Below are 17,840 nucleotides of genomic sequence, written 5' to 3'. Positions count from 1 at the left end.
TCGATTACGCAGGTCTAAGACTGCCATGCTCACGTCCCGCCGCCTGCATCGGCATCGGCATGGACGGACGTGATGTCTCCAACGCCTCCACCGTGCGCCGGGCGCTCGGGCCCACGACCGCCGCCCACACCTCGGGGGCGTCGGCCAGCCAGCGGGTGACGAGGGCGGCGAAGCCGGGCACCTCTCGGGCGCACTCGACCAGGCCCCGGTCGAAGCGGGCGGCGCCTTCGGGGGTGCGGACCAGCAGCATGCCGGTGCGGTGGACGAGGGCGCGGGTACGGATCTCGGGGCGCCGCTCGGAGCCCAGAGCGGCGGCCCGGAGCAGGGCTTCCAGCACGTCCGGGTTGCGGCCGGTGGTCTGCTCGAACTCCAGCAGCACCTCCAGCAGCTCGGCCCGCAGCGGCCGGGAGTCCGCGCTGCCCGGCCCGGCGAGGACGGCGGCGAGCGCGGCACGCACCGGGGGCGGTGCGGGGCGGTCCCTCAGCAGCCCGGTGACCAGGGGCAGCAGCAGGGCGCGGGCGGCCGGGCCGTGCTCCAGGCGGAGGTCGACGTACTCGGCGGCGTGGGTGCCGTCGTCGGGGTGGGCGTCGATGTACTCCCGTACGAGCCCGGCGACGTGCAGCGCGAGCGCGGGCGTGTCGAGGCCGGCCAGGGCCCGCAGCACCGCTCCCCCGCCGTCGCCGGGGCGGGCGAGGCGGGCGCGGAGGGCGGCGAGGACCGGCTCCTGGTGGGACGGGAACACCTCGGCGAGCAGTTCGACGGGCAGCCGGGGGTCTCCGGCGGCGAACGCCCGCAGGGCGCCCGGGAGATGACGGCCCCGGGCCTTCGGGTCGCGGACGAGGAGGGTGTGCGCGGCGGCGTGCAGGCCGGCGTCCTCGGGGCGCTCCAGCAGGATCTCGGCGGCGGAGCGCAGCAGGGCCCGGTCGCCCTCGGCGGTGACCCGCTGCTGGAGGAGTCCGGCGTAGCGGGCGGCGGCGGAGCGGCGGGCCGGGCGGTCCTCGTCGCGGGCCCAGCGCTCGACGGCCCGGCAGAGCGCGGTCGGCTCGTCCTCCGCGAGGGCGGCGAGCAGCTCTCCGGCGCGCTGGTGCGGGGTGGCGATCAGCGCGTCGGCGAGGCCGTCGAGGTCCAGCTCGCGGCGGGCGTACAGCAGGGCCTGCGCGGCGGCGGCGACGGTGGGGCGCAGGGGTACGTCCGGGGCGTCGGGGCCCACGAGCAGCGGGCGTTCGTCGGTGAACCAGCGGCACAGCAGCGGCTGGACGGCCGGGGCGTCGAGGGCGAGGCGGCGGGCGACCGCGTCCAGATACCGTTCGTCGCCGTCGGTGCGGGGCAGCCCGTCGGCGGGCACCAGGCGGCGGAGCAGGTCGATCCGGTCCTCCTCGGGCAGCCGGAGCCGCCGCCAGAACCAGGGCCCGAACTCGCCGTACGCCCCGAGGTCCCCGGGTCCTTCGGGGGCTGCGGAGCGGCGGGTGATACGCCCGGCGAGGACCCGCAGGACGCCGAGATACGGGCGGGCGTCGGTCACCCGCAGCAGGCTGCCGTTCAGCAGGTGGGCCGCCCACCAGGCGGCGTCCTCGTCGCGCGGTCCTTCGTCGGTCCAGAGCCGGTCCAGCGCCTCGATGAGGTCGGCCATCCGGTGCGCGAGGGCGGCGGTGCCCTGGCGGCGGCCCAGGAGCACCATCGCCTGGATCACCGGCCCGATGCGGTGCCGGGGCACGGGCAGGGAGCGGGGTTCGCCCTCGGCGCTCGGCGGACGCACCGTCCCGGTGCTCCCCCGGTGCCAGCGGTGCACGAGGGAGCGCAGGGCCGCGTCCAGGTCGAGGTGGGCGCCCTGCACCCAGTCGCCGAGCTCCTCGTGGGCGAAGCGGTAGCCCGCCCCGGCGGGGACGAGGAGCCCTTCGGTGAGCACGGCGGAGGCCCAGCCGGTGCGCCAGGGGAAGATCTCCTCGAACGCCGCCCGGTCCAGCTCGCCCTGGCCCGGGCCCAGACAGCGGCGGGCCGCCTCGTGGACCTGGCCCGCCACCCGGGCGGCCAGCCGGCGCACGGCCGCGCCGCGGGGCTGCTCGTCGGCGGCGGCCGCGATCCGGACAGCGGCGCGCACGCACAGCAGGTCGAGGTGGGCGCCGAAGACGTCCTCGGTGTCGGGGCGGCCCGGCACGCCCGGGGGCAGAGCCGCGCGGACTTCGGCGAGGAGCCGCAGGGTCAGCGGGTGCCGGTCGTGGCCGGGGGCCAGGGCGGTGGGCGGGATGCCGTACGCCTCCTTGGCGCTTTCGGCCTGCTCGGGGGTGAGGTCGGCCAGCCGCAGGGCGGGCGGCAGTCGGCGGGCGGGGCGGTGCGGGCGGTGCAGGGCGTCCGGGGGCCAGAGGGCGCCCGCGGTCTCCCAGTGCTCGGGGCGGCAGGCGACGACGAGCCGGACGGTGTTCTCGCGGAGCCAGCCGAGGGTGGAGCGCGTCCAGTCGGCCAGCCGGTGGGCGAGCAGCGGCGGCATCTCCTCGGGGCCGTCGAGGACCACCAGGAGCGGGTGTCCGGCGTCGGCGGCGAGCTTGGCGACGCGCTCCGGGGTGGCCGTGCTCATGTCGCCGTGGGCGCCCGCCGCCGTGACGATCCGGGCGGAGCGGGTGAGCGTACGGCTCGCGGCGTCCGCGATCGAGACGTCCTCGGCCAGCAGGTCCGCGCCGCGCAGCCAGAGCGTGGGGGCGGGTGCGCCGTCGGCGCGGCGGGCGGCGAGGGCGGCCAGCTCGGTGGTGCGGCCGGTGCCGGGTGCGCCGACGAGGCCGAGGACCAGGCCCGTACCGGCGGCGAAGGCGGCCAGCTCGGCGTGGACGTCCGCGCGCTCGACGGGCGCGGTGCGGGCCTTCGGGCCGTCCGCGGAGGCGACGGAGGTGGCGGTGAGCTGGAGGGCCCCGGCGAGGTTGAGGTGGGGGCCGTAGGCGGGGGCGACGGCGGCGTTGCGGCGGAGCAGGGCGTCCAGGGTGTCGTCCGTGCCCCGGGTGATCGGGAGGGCGAGGCCGGCCGCCTCGTGCGGGGCCGTGAGGGTGGTGGTGAGGATGCCGAGGACCGCTCCGGTGGCCGGGTCGGTGACCGGTCCGCCGATGGCCGCGCCGCCGGAGCGCAGGGCGTCGCGCCCGTCGGTGCCGAGGGCCAGCTCCAGGGCGGCGGGGACCGGGTGGCCGACGCCGTCCGGTGCGGTGTACGTGGCGGGGGTGGTGCCGAGCACGCGGGCCTCGCGCCGTCCGTGGGCGGCGATGTCGACGTAGCCGCCGGGCTCGGCGCGGTCGCGTCCGGCGATGGGCAGCGGTTCGGCGTCGAGGGTGTCGGGTCCGCCGGTGCGCAGGAGGGCGAGGCCGAGGGCAGGCAGCGCGGTGATGTCGTCGGGGGCGACGGAGCAGGTGCGGCCGCCGGTGCCGTGCAGGAGGAGCGGGCCCGGGGAGAGGACGGCCTGATGGGCGGTGACGACCGTGCCGCGCTCGTCCGCGACGAATCCCGTCCCTCGCGGCCGGCCGGCCTGATCGCAGATTCTTACCAGCTTCGACCGGTCCCCACTGCCCATGGTCCGACGGTAGGCCGCCGGTGATCGCCCGGAGCGCGCGGACGGGGAAAGCGCCCCCCGCGCCCCCGCTGTTCACTCCGAGCGCCCGTCCAATGGGGTGAATAAGCGTGTCCCCCGAGGAGCAGGGATGGTGCCGGGGAGGGGAAAGGGTGGAGCGGGCACCGGTTGGGGGGTGGTGCCCGCTCCACGACAAGCGGTCGGCGCGTGGGCGACAGGCAGTCAGCGAGTCTGCCGGACACGCCTCGGGTCAGGCGAAGACGGCGAGGCTCTTGGCCTTGCCCTTCTCCTCCTCGACGAGCACGAGGAACGTGCCGTCGGGCCCGAAGACCGCGACCGGCCCCGGCGGGTAGGCGGGCATGTCCAGCCGTACGCCGTTGAGGAGCAGCTTGGCGCGCTTCTCGTCGACGTCCCAGCGGGGGAAGGCCGCGTTCGCCGCGTCGGCGACCGGCATCACGGTCAGCTCCTCCTGGTGCTGGTCCAGGGTGCGGGCCGCGTCCAGGCCGTACGGGCCGACCCGGGTGCGGCGCAGCGCCGTCAGGTGGCCGCCGACGCCGAGCCCGGCGCCCAGGTCGCGGGCCAGCGCCCGGATGTACGTCCCGGAGGAGCAGACGACGGAGACGACGAGGTCCACGACGGGGGTGCCGTCCTCGGCGACCGCCTCGCGGACGTCGTAGACGCGGAAGGAGGAGACGGTCACCGGGCGGGCCGGGATCTCGAACTCCTCGCCGCCGCGCACCCGCGCGTAGGACCGCTTGCCGTCGATCTTGATGGCGCTGACCTTGGACGGCACCTGCATGATCGCGCCGGTCAGCGCGGCCACCCCGGCGTCGATGCCCTCCCGGGTCACCCCGGAGGCGTCGGTGGACGAGGTGATCTCGCCCTCGGCGTCGTCGGTGACGGTGTCCTGGCCGAGCCGGATCGTGCCGAGATACTCCTTCTCGGTCAGGGCGAGGTGGCCCAGGAGCTTGGTGGCCCGCTGGACGCCGAGCACCAGGACCCCGGTCGCCATCGGGTCCAGCGTGCCGGCGTGGCCGACGCGTCGCGTACGGGCGATGCCGCGCATCTTGGCGACGACGTCGTGCGAAGTGAAGCCGGACGGCTTGTCGACGATGACAAGGCCGTCCGGCGTGGTGGTCTGCTCGGTCATGCGGAGGCGGGGCCCTCGTTCTTGTCGGTCGAGCCGGGGGTGTCCGCCTCGTCGTCCTCGTCCTCGGGCTTGCGGTACGGGTCGGCCTCACCGGCGTACGTCGCTCCGGTGGAGACCTGGCGCACCTCCGCGTCCTTGGCCCGCGCCTTGTCGAGGAGGTCCTCGATGGTGCGGGCGTTGTCCGGGAGGGCGTCCGGCACGAAGGCCAGGGTCGGCGTGAACCGCACCCCGGTCTGCCGGCCCACCTCGGAGCGCAGAACGCCCTTGGCGCTCTCCAGCGCGGCCGCGGAGGCCGCGCGCTCCTCGTCGTCGCCGTAGACCGTGTAGAAGACCGTGGCCTCCCGCAGGTCGCCGGTGACCCGGGCGTCCGTGATCGTCACGAATCCCAGCCGCGGATCCTTGATTCGCCGGTCCAGGGTCTCCGCGACCACGACCTGGATGCGATCGGCCAGCTTGCGGGCCCGCGCGTTGTCGGTCACCGGTCCGTCACTCTTCCTTCTGATTTCGCTCGACTGTCAGTCTTCGTCAGTGTGCAGCCGCCGTCTGACCGACAGCAGCTCCACCTCGGGGCGTCCCGCGACCAGCCGCTCGCAGCGGTCCAGCACGTCCGTGAGGTGTCCGGTGTCACCGGAGACCACGGCAAGGCCGATCTCGGCCCTGCGGTGGAGATTCTGCCCGCCGGTCTCGGCCACACTCACCGCGAACTTGCGTTGGAGTTCGGCGACGATCGGGCGGACGACGGAACGCTTCTCCTTCAACGACCGTACGTCGCCGAGGAGCAGATCGAAGGACAGGGTCCCCACATACATGTGTGTCCGGATGTCCCGCCGGTTCGGGTTCGTGCCCCGCCAGAGCTTGCCGGGGACATCAGAACCGTACCGGAACGGCCGGAGCCGATCGACGGAAATACGACCCGTCGACCGGCTCCGACCGTGGTGGAGGGGCTCCGCGAGTCGACTCGCGGAGCCCCTCCGAAATCCCTCCGGCTCCTTGCGGAACCGGGGTGGGGAGGGTCCGTGAGTGACTCACGCACCCCCTCCGGATCTCCCGCGGATCAGCCTCGCGGCTTCTCACGCATCTCGTACGTCGCGATGACGTCGTCGATCTTGATGTCGTTGAAGTTTCCGAGGTTGATACCGCCCTCGAAGCCTTCGCGGATCTCGGTGACGTCGTCCTTGAAGCGGCGCAGACCGGAGATGTTGAGGTTCTCCGCGATGACCTTGCCATCGCGCAGCAGGCGCGCCTTGGTGTTGCGCTTGACCTCGCCGGAGCGGACCAGCACACCGGCGATGTTGCCCAGCTTGGACGAGCGGAAGATCTCGCGGATCTCCGCCGTGCCGAGCTCGACCTCTTCGTACTCCGGCTTGAGCAGGCCCTTGAGGGCCGCTTCGATCTCTTCGATCGCCTGGTAGATGACCGAGTAGTACCGGACGTCCACGCCTTCGCGCTCGGCCATCTGCTCGGCACGCCCTGCGGCGCGCACGTTGAAGCCGATCACGATGGCGTCGGAACCCGTCGCCAGGTTGATGTCCGACTCGGTGACCGCACCCACACCGCGGTGCAGGATCCGGATGTCGACCTCTTCACCGACGTCGAGCTGGAGCAGCGAGGACTCGAGAGCCTCCACCGAACCGGACGCGTCGCCCTTGATGATGAGGTTGAGCTCCTGGACCAGACCGGCCTTGAGCGCCTCGTCCAGGTTCTCCAGGGAGAACCGGACGCCCTTGCGGGCGAAGTTGGCGTTGCGCTCGCGGGCGGCGCGCTTCTCGGCGATCTGACGGGCCGTACGGTCCTCGTCGACCACCAGGAGGTTGTCGCCGGCGCCCGGGACGTTGGTGAGACCGAGCACCAGGACGGGGGTCGAGGGACCCGCTTCCTGGACGTTCTGACCGTTGTCGTCGAGCATGGCGCGGACGCGGCCGTACGCGTCGCCGACGACAACCGTGTCGCCGATGCGCAGCGTTCCGCGCTGGACCAGGACGGTCGAGACGGCACCGCGACCGCGGTCGAGGTGGGACTCGATCGCAATACCCTGCGCGTCCTGCTCAGGGTTGGCCCGCAGGTCGAGCGAGGCGTCGGCGGTGAGGACGACGGCCTCCAGCAGCGCCTCGATGTTGAGGCTCTGCTTGGCGGAGATGTCGACGAACATGGTGTCGCCGCCGTACTCCTCGGCCACCAGACCGAACTCGGTGAGCTGACCGCGCACCTTGGTCGGGTCGGCGCCCTCGACGTCGATCTTGTTGACCGCGACCACGATCGGCACCTCGGCCGCCTTGGCGTGGTTCAGCGCCTCGATCGTCTGGGGCATCACACCGTCGTTGGCCGCCACCACGAGGATCGCGATGTCGGTCGACTTCGCACCACGGGCACGCATGGCGGTGAACGCCTCGTGACCCGGGGTGTCGATGAAGGTGATCTTGCGCTCTTCGTCGTTGACGTCGGTCGTGACCTGGTAGGCACCGATGTGCTGGGTGATGCCACCGGCCTCGCCCGCGACCACGTTGGTCTTGCGGATCGCGTCGAGGAGTCGGGTCTTACCGTGGTCGACGTGACCCATGACGGTCACGACCGGCGGACGGGAGACCAGAGCCTCTTCGCCGCCCTCGTCCTCGCCGAACTCGATGTCGAAGGACTCGAGCAGCTCGCGGTCCTCCTCCTCGGGGCTGACGATCTCCAGGACGTAGTTCATCTCCTCGGCGAGAAGCCGGAGCGTCTCGTCGGAAACGGACTGCGTGGCGGTGACCATCTCGCCGAGGTTCATCATCACGGCGACGAGCGACGCCGGGTTGGCGTTGATCTTCTCCGCGAAGTCGGTGAGCGAGGCGCCGCGCGACAGCCGGACGGCCTGTCCGTTGCCGCGGGGCAGCATGACGCCGCCGACCGACGGGGCCTGCATGGCCTCGTACTCCTGGCGCCTCTGCCGCTTCGACTTACGGCCACGACGCGCCGGACCGCCGGGACGGCCGAACGCACCCTGCGTGCCACCGCGGCCACCGGGACCACCCGGACGGCCACCGAAGCCGGGACGACCGCCGAAGCCGCCGCCGCCACCGGGACGACCGGCACCGCCGCCACCACCGGGACCGGCCGGACGGCCGGCGAAGCCGCCGCCACCGCCGCCACCGGGACGACCGGCGAAGCCGCCGCCACCGGGACGACCGCCACCGGCACCGCCGGGACGACCGCCACCGCCGGGACCACGGCCACCGCCGCCGGGACCGGGACGCGGGCCGGCAGCGGGACGCTGCGGCATCATGCCCGGGTTCGGGCGGTTACCGGCGGGACCGCCGCCGGGACGCGGAGCCTGCGGACGGGGCATGCCGCCCGGAGTGGGACGGGCACCGCCCTGACCCTGACCGCCCTGGGGGCGCGGGGCGCCGCCGGGGCCGCCCTGCGGACGCGGGGCGCCGGGGCGCTCCGAGCCGCCACCGGGGCGCGGGGCACCGCCGGGACGGGGCGCCGAGGGGCGCGCCATGCCGGTGGAGCCGCCGGAGGTGAAGGGGTTGTTGCCCGGACGGGGACCGGCCGGACGGGCGCCGCCGGGGCGCGGGGCGCCCTGGCCGACGGGACGCGCGGGGCGGTCGCCGCCACGCTCGCCACCACGGCCGCCGTCACGCTGGCCACCGTCACGGCCGCCGTCACGCTGACCGCCGGCCGGAGCCGGACGGGCGGGCGTGGGACGGGGACCGGGGGTGGCGCCGGCGGGACGCGGGGCCTGCGGGGCAGCCGGGCGCTCGGGCGCCGGAGCCGAGAACTCGGCGGCCGGGACCGGGGTCACCGGGGCCGCCTTCGGCGCGGGCTTCGGGCCCGGACGGGGGCCCGCCGACGGCGCGGAGGGCGCTGCCGGGGTGCTGCTGGGGGCCTCGGCGGCGGCCGGCTTGGGGGCCGGGGCGCCGGGCTTCGGGGCAGCGGGACGTGCCGCAGCGGCCGGGGAGGGCGCTGCGGGCTTCGCGGGCGTCGCCTTGCGAGGCGCGCCAGGCTTGGCAGCGGGCTTGCCGGCGTTGCCGCCGGGCCCCTGCAGTGCGTCGGTCAACTTGCGTACAACCGGCGCCTCGATCGTCGAGGACGCCGAACGGACGAATTCACCGAGTTCTTGGAGCTTGGCCATGACGACCTTGCTCTCGACGCCGAACTCCTTGGCGAGTTCGTATACCCGGACCTTAGCCACTTCGCTCCTTTGAGGTCCGGGTTACCGCCGGACCGTCGCTACTTCATGGGCGTACTCATCGCGTACTCATCGAGTGCTCATCGCAATCTCGACCTACTTCCAACTCGCGAGGTACCTGACCGCACGGGGTCCCGTGCCGTTCACTTTCTTACGGTGTCACCCGTTCGACGAACCGCGTGAGTGCCGCGGTGTCGAACGGCCCCTTGGCCTTGAAGGCCCGGGGGAACGCCCGGCGGCGAACCGCCAGGTCGAGACAGACAGAGGTGGGGTGCACATATGCACCCCGGCCGGGCAGCGTACCGCGTGGATCAGGGGCGCAGGCGCCCTCGTCCACCACGATGCGCAGCAGCTCGCTCTTGATCACTCGCTCCCGGCATCCCACACAGGTTCGCTCGGGGCGAGCGCGGGCTTGCGTCCGGCCAGACACGTTTAAGTCTACCTCCCCGTACCGACCTCACCCCTTTGGGGCAAAAATCGAACGGATGTTGTCGTGATCTCAGCGGCGTGCGTCCAAGATCTATTCCCTGGAGCGGCTCCGGGTCAACGCCTTTCCGAGCGCTCCCGGGCCCGCTCGGCCCGCTCGCGGTCGGCGTTCTCCCGCTCCTCGTCCGTCTCGGTGTCCGGCCGGATGTCGATCCGCCAGCCGGTGAGGCGGGCGGCGAGGCGGGCGTTCTGCCCCTCCTTGCCGATCGCCAGCGACAGCTGGTAGTCCGGCACGGTGACGCGGGCGGAGCGGGCGCCGAGGTCGACGACCTCGACCTTGCTCACCCGGGCGGGCGAGAGCGCGTTGGCGACCATCTCGGCCGGGTCGTCGGACCAGTCCACGATGTCGATCTTCTCGCCGTGCAGCTCGGCCATCACGTTGCGGACCCGGCTGCCCATCGGGCCGATGCAGGCGCCCTTGGGGTTCAGTCCCGCACGGGTGGAGCGAACGGCGATCTTGGTGCGGTGACCGGCCTCGCGGGCGATGGCCTCGATGACCACCGAGCCGTCCGCGATCTCCGGGACCTCCAGCGCGAAGAGCTTCTTCACCAGGTTGGGGTGGGTGCGCGAGAGCGTCACCGACGGGCCGCGGACGCCCTTGGCGACCCGGACGACGTACGTACGCAGACGCAGGCCGTGGGTGTACTCCTCGCCCGGGACCTGCTCCTGCACCGGAAGGATGGCTTCCAGCTTGCCGATGTCGACCAGGACGTTCTTGGGGTCCTTGCCCTGCTGGACGACGCCCGTGACGACATCGCCCTCGTGCCCGGCGTACTCGCCGAAGGTCTTGTCGTCCTCGGCGTCGCGCAGCCGCTGCAGGATGACCTGCTTGGCGGTGGTCGCGGCGATGCGGCCGAATCCGGAGGGGGTGTCGTCGAACTCCTTGGGCTCCTGGCCCTCTTCGAGGTCGGCCGGGTCCTCCTTGGCCCACACGGTGACGTGGCCGTTCTCGTCGAGCTTCACGCGCGCGCGGCGGTAGCTGCCGTCGGTGCGGTGGTACGCGATGAGGAGGGCCGACTCGATCGCCCCGACGAGCACGTCGAAGGGGATCTCCTTGTCCTGCGCCAAGCCCTTCAGAAGCTTCACATCGATGTCCACGGCTACGCCTCCTCTTCCTTCTTGTCCTTGCGGTTGAATTCGATCTCCACGCGCGCCTTGGCGATCTCGTCGAAGGCGAGGCGGCGGGCGGTGGGCTTGCGGCCCTTGACGCCGGGCACTTCGAGGTCGAGCCCGTCCTCGTCGACGGCGAGGATGCGGGCGACCAGCTCACCGGAGCCGTCGCCGGTCAGATGGAATCTGGCCAGCCGGCCGGTGGCGCGTACGTAGTGGCGGTGCTCGGTCAGCGGGCGGTCCGCGCCGGGGGAGCTGACTTCGAGGACGTACTCGCCGTCGCCCATCGCGTCGGTCTCGTCCAGCTTCTGGGAGATCGCGCGGCTCAGCTCCGCACAGGCGTCCAGCTCGACGCCCTCGTCGGAGTCCACGATGATCCGCAGCACTCCCCGTCGGCCGGCCCGGGACACCTCGATCTCCTCGAGGTCCAGCTGCTGCGCGCTGACGAGCGGTTCCAGCAGCCCGCGCAGCCTCTCGCTCTGGGTGGTGCTCATCCGGGTGACTCCTCGGCCGCGTGTGCTGTTGTGGGGATCGTCGTGCGTCAGGTCAAAGGGTATCCGGTCGCCAGGGGTGTTGCCGTCCGCCTGCCGCTCGGCCGCGGGTACGCTCGCCTGCGGTGATCACATCAGGACAGATCCTGTCAGGACCGGTCCAGGCCCGAAGGAGAAACGTGCGGCGCACGGGGACGACGCGCAGGGGGGCGCTCACCGCGACGGGAGCTCTGGCCCTGGGTGCGGTGCTGACCGGCTGCGGGGGCGACGACGAAGACGCCGGGGGGAAAAAGCCCGCGCGGGCCACCGCGAAGGCCGAGAGGGCGCTGCGCGAGAAGGCGGTGCGCGACGGCGCCCTCCTGCTGGCGCAGTACGACCTGGTGGCCGAGGCGCATCCGGCCACGGCGGCGGGTCTCGAACCGCTGCGGGCGGCCGTGGCCGAGCACGGGAAGGCACTGGCACCGCCGCGCGCGAAGGGCGAACCGAAGAAGGGCGCGCCGAAGGGTGACGACGCCCCTCCGGCACCCGCCGGTCCGGTGTCGGCCGACCCGAGGACCGCGGTGCGGGAGCTGGCCGCCGCCGAGCGCCGCCGGGCCGACGGGTACGGCGAGGCCCTGCTCACGGCCGGGCCGGAGCCGGCCCGGCTGCTGGCCTCGGTGGCGGCGGCCGCCGCGGCGCACGCGTATCTGCTGACCGAACTGGCCGAGGAGACAGCCGTATGAGCACCCGTTCGATCCGGCGGTCCGATGACGACTCCGACGCCGACTCCCCCGAGCTGACCGCCGTCCAGGCCGCCCTGGCCGCCGAGCACGCCGCGGTGTACGGGTACGGGGTGCTCGGCGGCCGTCTCGACGGGAAGCAGGGGGCCGAGGCCCGCGCGGCGCACGACGCGCACCGGGCCCGCCGGGACGCGCTGGCGCGCACCGCCCGGGACCTGGGCGGGCGCCCGGTGGCCGCGAACGCGGCGTACGCCCTGCCGTTCGCCGTGCCGGACGAGCGGGCCGCGGTGCGGCTCGCCGCGGTCCTGGAGGACCGGATCGCGGGCGCCTACGCCGATCTCGTACGGGCCACCGAGGGTGAGCGGCGGGGGGACGCGGCGGGCGCGCTGCGGGAGGCCGCGGTGCGGTCGGCCCGGTGGCGGGGCGGCAACGTAGCCTTTCCGGGGCTCGCCGAGCGGGCCGCCGGTGCGGATCCGGCCGAGACGGGGCCGGTGGAGGCCGCGGGCGCGGACGGAACGCGCTGATCCGAAGGATCGGGAAAGGGAACACACGACGTATGGGTTGCGAACCGCCGCAGCGCCTGGTGCGCGCTCTCGGTGAGATGTACGGGGACGCCGCGGCGGCCGACTGGCTGGCCGGGCTCCCCGCGCTGACCGAGCGGGCGCTGGCCGCCGAGGACGGCCTCACCGTGGAGCGGGTGGCCGCCCCCGGCGGGCGCAGCTCCCTGGTGGCCCTGGTACGGCGGGCGGACGGGACCCCGGCCGCGCTGAAGCTCGCCCCGCCGGTCGCAGGGCCGGAGCTGGAGCGGGCGGCGCTGGAGCACTGGAACGGCTGGGGCGCGGTGAAGCCGCTGGACTCCCCGGCACCGGCCGGAGCGGAGCTCGACGCGTCCGGGGCGCTGCTGCTGGAGCGGCTGCACCACGAGGTGTCGCTGCGCTCGCTGCCGGAGGCGAAGGCCCTGCTGGAGGCGGCGGGCACGCTGCGCCGGCTGTGGGTGGAGCCACCCGCCGGGCACGCCTTCGAGACGGTGGCCACGCGGACCGAACGGCAGAGCGCCGGGATGCGGGCGGCCGCCGCGGCCGACCCGGAGCTGGCGCCGCTGGTGGACGCGGCGCTCGCTGCCCGGGCGGAGCTGGTCGAGGGGGAGCCCGAACTCCTATTGCTGCACGGCAACTTCCGGCAGAGCAAGGTGCTGTCCGGGGAGCGCGCGCCGTGGCTGACGGTGGGACCCGAGCCGCTGGTGGGCGAGCGCGCCTACGACCTGGCGCGGCTGGTGCGGGACCGGGCGGAGGATCTGATCGCCTCCCCCGGCGGCCCGGCGACGGCGCGGCGGCGGGTCAGGAAGCTGGCGGAGTCGCTGGAGGTGGAGCAGGCGCGGCTGCACGGCTGGACGCTGTTCCGGGCGGTCGAGTCGGGCACCCGTGCGCTGGCCGAGGGGCGGCGTCAGATGGGCGAGGTGAACCTGGAGTTCGCGGGCTGGCTGTAACGGTTCGCCGTACGTACGAGGAGGGCCCCCGCACACGGTGTGCGGGGGCCCTCCTCGTACGCGATCCGGGGGATCAGGCCAGGTCGGCCGTCAGGCGGGCGATGGCCTCGTCGACGGTCAGTTCCTCGCGCTCGCCGGTGCGGCGGTCCTTCAGCTCCAGGACGCCGTCGGCGGAGCGGCGGCCGGCGACCAGGATCTTGGGCACGCCGATCAGCTCGGAGTCGGTGAACTTCACGCCGGGCGAGACGCCGGGGCGGTCGTCGACCAGGACCCGCAGGCCCGCCGCGTTGAGCTTCTCCGAGACGTCGAGGGCCAGCTCTGTCTGGAGGGCCTTGCCCGCGGCGACGACGTGGACGTCGGCCGGGGCGATCTCGCGGGGCCAGCACAGGCCCTTGTCGTCGGCGGTCTGCTCGGTGAGGGCGGCGACGGCGCGGGAGACGCCGATGCCGTACGAGCCCATCGTGACGCGGACGGGCTTGCCCTGCTGGCCCAGCACGTCGAGCTGGAAGGTGTCGGCGTACTTGCGGCCGAGCTGGAAGATGTGGCCGATCTCGATGGCGCGGTCCAGGACCAGGCCGGTGCCGCACGTGGGGCAGGGGTCGCCCTCCTCGACGACGACGACGTCCAGGTACTCGTCGACCTCGAAGTCGCGGCCCGCGACGACGTTCTTCGCGTGCTTGCCCTCCTTGTTGGCGCCGGTGATCCAGGAGGTGCCGGGGGCGACGCGGGGGTCGGCGAGGTAGCGGACCTTCTCCAGGCCCTGGGGGCCGACGTAACCGCGTACGAGGTCGTCGCGGCCGACGAAGTCCTCGGCGGTGACCAGCTCGACGACGGCGGGGGCCAGGTGCTCGCCCAGCTTGCCGAGGTCGACCTCGCGGTGGCCGGGGACGCCGACGGCGACGATCTCGCCGTCCACCTTGACCAGCAGGTTCTTCAGGGTGGCGGAGGCCGGGACCCCGAGGTGCTCGGCGAGGGTCTCGATGGTCGGGGTGTCGGGGGTGTCCAGCTCCTCGACCGCACCGTGCGCCGAGCCGTCGACCGGGGCGAGCGCGAAGGTCACGGCCTCGGTGTTGGCGGCGTAGTCGCAGTTCGGGCAGTCGGCGAAGGTGTCCTCACCGGCGGCCGCGGGGGCCAGGAACTCCTCGGAGGCGGAGCCGCCCATCGCGCCGGAGACGGCGGAGACGATGCGGTGGTCGAGGCCCAGGCGCTCGAAGATCTTGATGTACGCGGCCCGGTGCAGGGCGTACGAGTGCGCGAGGCCCTCGTCGGTGGTGTCGAAGCTGTACGAGTCCTTCATCTGGAACTCGCGGCCGCGGAGCACGCCGGAGCGGGGGCGGGCCTCGTCGCGGTACTTCGTCTGGATCTGGTAGAGCATCACCGGCAGGTCCTTGTAGGACGTGCACTGGTCCTTGACGGTCTGGGTGAAGATCTCCTCGTGGGTGGGGCCGAGGAGGTAGTCGCCGCCCTTGCGGTCCTTGAGGCGGAAGAGCAGGTCGCCGTACTCCTCCCAGCGGCCGGACGCCTCGTAGGGCTCCTTGGGCAGCAGGGCGGGGAGCAGGACCTCCTGGGCGCCGATGGCGTCCATCTCCTCGCGGACGACGCCTGAGATGTTGTCCAGGACCTTCTTGCCGAGCGGCAGCCAGGACCAGATGCCGGCCGCGTTGCGGCGGACGTATCCGGCGCGCACCAGCAGCTTGTGGCTGAGCGTCTCGGCGTCCGCCGGGTCGTCGCGCAGTGTCTTGATCATCAATCGGGACATGCGCTGGACCTGGGCCATGGTGAACTCCTGCTCGCGAAAGTGGTGAGCCCGAGGTTAACCGGGCGGTGCGGGCGGGCGGAAATCCATTCAGCTCGGGCGCAGCAGTGGGAGGGGTGCGCCCATGACGGCATACGGCTGCGGGGCGCTCGGGAAGACGACCTGGCGGGCCAGGTCGCGGTAGCCGAGCGAGCGGTAGAGGGCGCGGGCGGGGCTGTCCTTGTCGATCGCCGACAGGATCGACCGGGGGTGGTCGACGGCGTCGGTGATGGTGGTGATCAGCGTGCGGCCGATGCCGCGCTGCTGGTGGCCGGGGAGGACGTGGAGTTCGGTGATGACGAAGGAGTCGTCGAGCCAACCGTCGGTCCCCGTGGCCCGCAGATAGGGCTCGACGACGGTGGACCACCACTGGGTGCGGTCGTTGGGCAGCCCGTAGACGAAGCCGAGGAGCCGGCCGTCGGGGGCGGTGGCGCCGAGTGCCCGGGCGCGGGGGTGTTCCAGGTGCCTGAGGACGATGTGGCGGCGTACGTCGATCTCGTCCTGGCTGAGTCCGAAGGCGGCCGCCTGGACGTGCAGGGCTTCGTCGACGCGGGCGGCGAGGTCGACGGGGCCGATCTCGGCGTCGGGTGCTGGGGGGCCTTCTGCGGGGGCTGCCATGCCGGAACCCTACTGGCCGGGGCGGGCTCCCGGGTAAGCGCGGCGGTTCAGAACAGGACGCTCATGAACGCGCCGACCTCGCGGAAGCCGACGCGCTGGTAGGCCTTGCGGGCGGGGGTGTTGTAGTCGTTCACGTACAGGCTGACGACGGGGGCCACGTCGGCCAGGGCGTAGCGCAGAACGGCGGCCATGCCCGTTTCGGAGAGGCCCTTGCCGCGGTGTTCGGGGGCGACCCAGACGCCCTGGATCTGGCAGGCCTGGGGGGTGGCCGCGCCGATCTCCGCCTTGAAGACGACCTTGCCGTCGTCGATGCGGGCGAAGGAGCGGCCGGTGCTGATGAGTTCGGCGACGCGGGCCTGGTAGAGGAGGCCGCCGTCGCCGGCGAGTGGGGAGATGCCGACCTCCTCGGTGAACATCGCGACGCAGGCCGGCATCAGGACCTCCATCTCGTCCTTGCGGATGCGGCGGACGAGCGGGTCGGGTGTGACGTCGGCGGCCGGGCTCTCGGTGACCATGAGGGGCTGGTTGCCGCGGACCTCGCGGGCGGGCCCCCAGGTGGGTTCGAGGAGCCGCCAGAGCTGGGTGGTGGGCTCGGCGGGGCCGACGATGGAGGAGCAGCGGCGGCCGGCCCTGCGGGCCCGGTCGGCGAAGGCCCGGACGGCTTCGGGTCCGGCGCAGATGGGGACGAGGTTGGCGCCGGAGTAACACAGGGAGCGGAGCCTGCCGTCGGCGTACCAGCCCCACATCTCGCCGCCGAGGCGCCAGGGGTCGAGCCCCGCGACCTGCACGCGGGACGTCACGAAGGCGTTGGCCACGGGCTCGCTCTCGAGAATGGCGAGTGCGGCGCCGAGGTCGCTGGGTTCGAGGACCCGGGTGGTGGTCTGCGTCAACACGAGGGGGCCTCACCATACGGTCTGCTGATTTCCGCACTGTAACCGACAAACCTCTCGAACACCGCTGGAGTCCGGGAGCCGGTTCCCGGAGACACCGCCGCCCCGCCGGGCACGGAGCCCGGCGGGGCGGTCATGGCGTGGAAAGGCGCAGATCAGGCGCCGATGGAGACCTGGGGTTCGCCGGACGCGATGCCGTCCTTCTCCATCTGCTCGGCGATCTTCAGAGCCTCTTCGATGAGGGTCTCGACGATCTTCGACTCGGGGACGGTCTTGATGACCTCGCCCTTCACGAAGATCTGGCCCTTGCCGTTGCCGGAGGCGACGCCGAGGTCGGCCTCGCGGGCCTCACCGGGGCCGTTGACGACGCAGCCCATGACGGCGACGCGCAGCGGGACCTCCATGCCCTCCAGGCCGGCGCTGACCTGGTCGGCGAGCTTGTAGACGTCGACCTGGGCGCGGCCGCAGGACGGGCAGGAGACGATCTCCAGGCGGCGCTGCTTGAGGTTCAGCGCCTCCAGGATCTGCAGGCCGACCTTGACCTCCTCGGCCGGCGGGGCCGAGAGGGAGACGCGGATGGTGTCGCCGATGCCCTCGGAGAGCAGGGCGCCGAACGCGACGGCCGACTTGATGGTGCCCTGGAACGCCGGTCCGGCCTCGGTGACGCCGAGGTGGAGCGGGTAGTCGCTCTGGGCGGCGAGCTGGCGGTAGGCGTTGACCATGACGACCGGGTCGTTGTGCTTGACCGAGATCTTGATGTCGCCGAAGCCGTGCTCCTCGAAGAGGGACGCCTCCCACAGGGCGGACTCGACGAGGGCCTCGGGGGTGGCCTTGCCGTACTTCTTCAGGAGCCGCGCGTCCAGGGAGCCGGCGTTGACGCCGATCCGGATCGGGGTGCGGGTCTCGGAGGCCGCCTTGGCGATCTCCTTGACCTTGTCGTCGAACTGCTTGATGTTGCCCGGGTTGACCCGGACGGCCGCGCAGCCGGCGTCGATCGCCGCGAAGACGTACTTCGGCTGGAAGTGGATGTCGGCGATCACCGGGATCTGCGACTTCCGGGCGATCGTGGCGAGCGCGTCGGCGTCGTCCTGCGTCGGGCACGCGACCCGGACGATCTGGCAGCCAGACGCCGTCAGCTCGGCGATCTGCTGGAGCGTGGCGCCGATGTCCGACGTACGGGTCGTCGTCATCGACTGCACGGAAACGGGTGCGTCGCCGCCGACCGCGACCGTGCCGACCTGGATCTGTCGGCTGACCCTTCGGTCGGCGAGCTTGGTCGGAACGGCCGGCATTCCGAGAGAAATCGCAGTCATGCGCTGTGCATCCCCAAGGTGTGGATCAAGGTCCCGAGATCGGCGGGCTCCAGGCTTCGAGGTTACGGCACCG

15 protein-coding genes are annotated in these 17,840 nt (G+C 73.2%); 3 read left to right on the top strand and 12 right to left on the bottom strand.

The window, feature by feature from the left end; genetic code table 11:
• Positions 1–4: 4 nt before the first annotated feature.
• The 8 genes from WQO_RS26470 to rimP form a co-directional block, all read right to left on the bottom strand.
• Entirely contained in the window at positions 5–3,547 is a 3,543-nt protein-coding gene (locus WQO_RS26470) for a hypothetical protein (RefSeq protein ID WP_010061879.1), read from the bottom strand.
• Positions 3,548–3,794: 247 nt separating this feature from the next.
• Positions 3,795–4,694 carry a tRNA pseudouridine(55) synthase TruB gene (gene truB / locus WQO_RS26465; RefSeq protein ID WP_010061880.1) on the bottom strand — a complete coding sequence of 300 codons (900 nt, stop codon included), beginning with the start codon at positions 4,692–4,694 and terminating at the stop codon, positions 3,795–3,797.
• Positions 4,691–5,173: a 30S ribosome-binding factor RbfA gene (gene rbfA, locus WQO_RS26460; RefSeq protein WP_010061881.1), complete on the bottom strand. Its 483-nt coding sequence runs from the start codon at positions 5,171–5,173 to the stop codon at positions 4,691–4,693. The genes truB and rbfA overlap by 4 nt, the downstream gene beginning before the upstream one ends.
• Positions 5,174–5,209: 36 nt before the next feature.
• Positions 5,210–5,503 carry a DUF503 domain-containing protein gene (locus WQO_RS26455; RefSeq protein WP_006127969.1) on the bottom strand — a complete coding sequence of 98 codons (294 nt, stop codon included), beginning with the start codon at positions 5,501–5,503 and terminating at the stop codon, positions 5,210–5,212.
• 245 nt (positions 5,504–5,748) lie between these two features.
• Positions 5,749–8,862, bottom strand: a complete 3,114-nt coding sequence (gene infB, locus WQO_RS35355) for a translation initiation factor IF-2 (protein WP_029182411.1) — start codon at positions 8,860–8,862, stop codon at positions 5,749–5,751.
• A 148-nt stretch (positions 8,863–9,010) separates the two neighbouring features.
• The gene (locus WQO_RS26445) at positions 9,011–9,289 is read right to left on the bottom strand and encodes a YlxR family protein (RefSeq protein WP_193407233.1); all 279 of its coding nucleotides are present in this window, start codon (positions 9,287–9,289) and stop codon (positions 9,011–9,013) included.
• A 113-nt stretch (positions 9,290–9,402) separates the two neighbouring features.
• On the bottom strand, positions 9,403–10,443 hold the full coding sequence (gene nusA / locus WQO_RS26440; RefSeq protein ID WP_006127966.1) for a transcription termination factor NusA: 1,041 nt from the start codon (positions 10,441–10,443) through the stop codon (positions 9,403–9,405).
• Positions 10,444–10,445: 2 nt separating this feature from the next.
• Positions 10,446–10,949 carry a ribosome maturation factor RimP gene (gene rimP / locus WQO_RS26435; protein ID WP_010061887.1) on the bottom strand — a complete coding sequence of 168 codons (504 nt, stop codon included), beginning with the start codon at positions 10,947–10,949 and terminating at the stop codon, positions 10,446–10,448.
• A gap of 176 nt (positions 10,950–11,125) precedes the next feature.
• On the opposite strand from rimP, the gene WQO_RS26430 reads away from it, so the two are divergent.
• Genes WQO_RS26430 through WQO_RS26420 form a run of 3 tightly spaced genes read left to right on the top strand, consistent with a single transcriptional unit; the run spans position 11,126 to position 13,151 of the window.
• Entirely contained in the window at positions 11,126–11,668 is a 543-nt protein-coding gene (locus WQO_RS26430) for a hypothetical protein (protein ID WP_058954108.1), read from the top strand.
• Positions 11,665–12,189: a ferritin-like domain-containing protein gene (locus WQO_RS26425; protein WP_010061889.1), complete on the top strand. Its 525-nt coding sequence runs from the start codon at positions 11,665–11,667 to the stop codon at positions 12,187–12,189. Before WQO_RS26430 ends, WQO_RS26425 begins: the two co-directional genes overlap by 4 nt.
• 32 nt (positions 12,190–12,221) lie before the next feature.
• A complete protein-coding gene (locus WQO_RS26420; protein WP_010061890.1) occupies positions 12,222–13,151 on the top strand; it encodes an aminoglycoside phosphotransferase family protein in 930 nt (309 codons plus the stop codon).
• A 73-nt stretch (positions 13,152–13,224) separates the two neighbouring features.
• Here WQO_RS26420 and WQO_RS26415 read toward each other — a convergent pair whose 3' ends face one another.
• The 4 genes from WQO_RS26415 to ispG form a co-directional block, all read right to left on the bottom strand.
• Positions 13,225–14,928, bottom strand: a complete 1,704-nt coding sequence (locus tag WQO_RS26415) for a proline--tRNA ligase (RefSeq protein ID WP_010061892.1) — start codon at positions 14,926–14,928, stop codon at positions 13,225–13,227.
• Between the two features lie 69 nt (positions 14,929–14,997).
• Positions 14,998–15,564: a GNAT family N-acetyltransferase gene (locus WQO_RS26410; protein WP_010061893.1), complete on the bottom strand. Its 567-nt coding sequence runs from the start codon at positions 15,562–15,564 to the stop codon at positions 14,998–15,000.
• 47 nt (positions 15,565–15,611) lie between these two features.
• Positions 15,612–16,457, bottom strand: coding sequence for a GNAT family N-acetyltransferase (locus WQO_RS26405; RefSeq protein ID WP_010061894.1), 846 nt, complete (start codon positions 16,455–16,457; stop codon positions 15,612–15,614).
• Positions 16,458–16,609: 152 nt separating this feature from the next.
• Positions 16,610–17,767, bottom strand: a complete 1,158-nt coding sequence (gene ispG, locus WQO_RS26400; RefSeq protein WP_003965892.1) for a flavodoxin-dependent (E)-4-hydroxy-3-methylbut-2-enyl-diphosphate synthase — start codon at positions 17,765–17,767, stop codon at positions 16,610–16,612.
• Between the last annotated feature and the right edge of the window lie 73 nt (positions 17,768–17,840).

The organism is Streptomyces globisporus C-1027 (assembly GCF_000261345.2).
GTDB classification, from domain to species: domain Bacteria; phylum Actinomycetota; class Actinomycetes; order Streptomycetales; family Streptomycetaceae; genus Streptomyces; species Streptomyces pakalii.
This window is presented reverse-complemented; position numbering and strand designations above follow the sequence as displayed.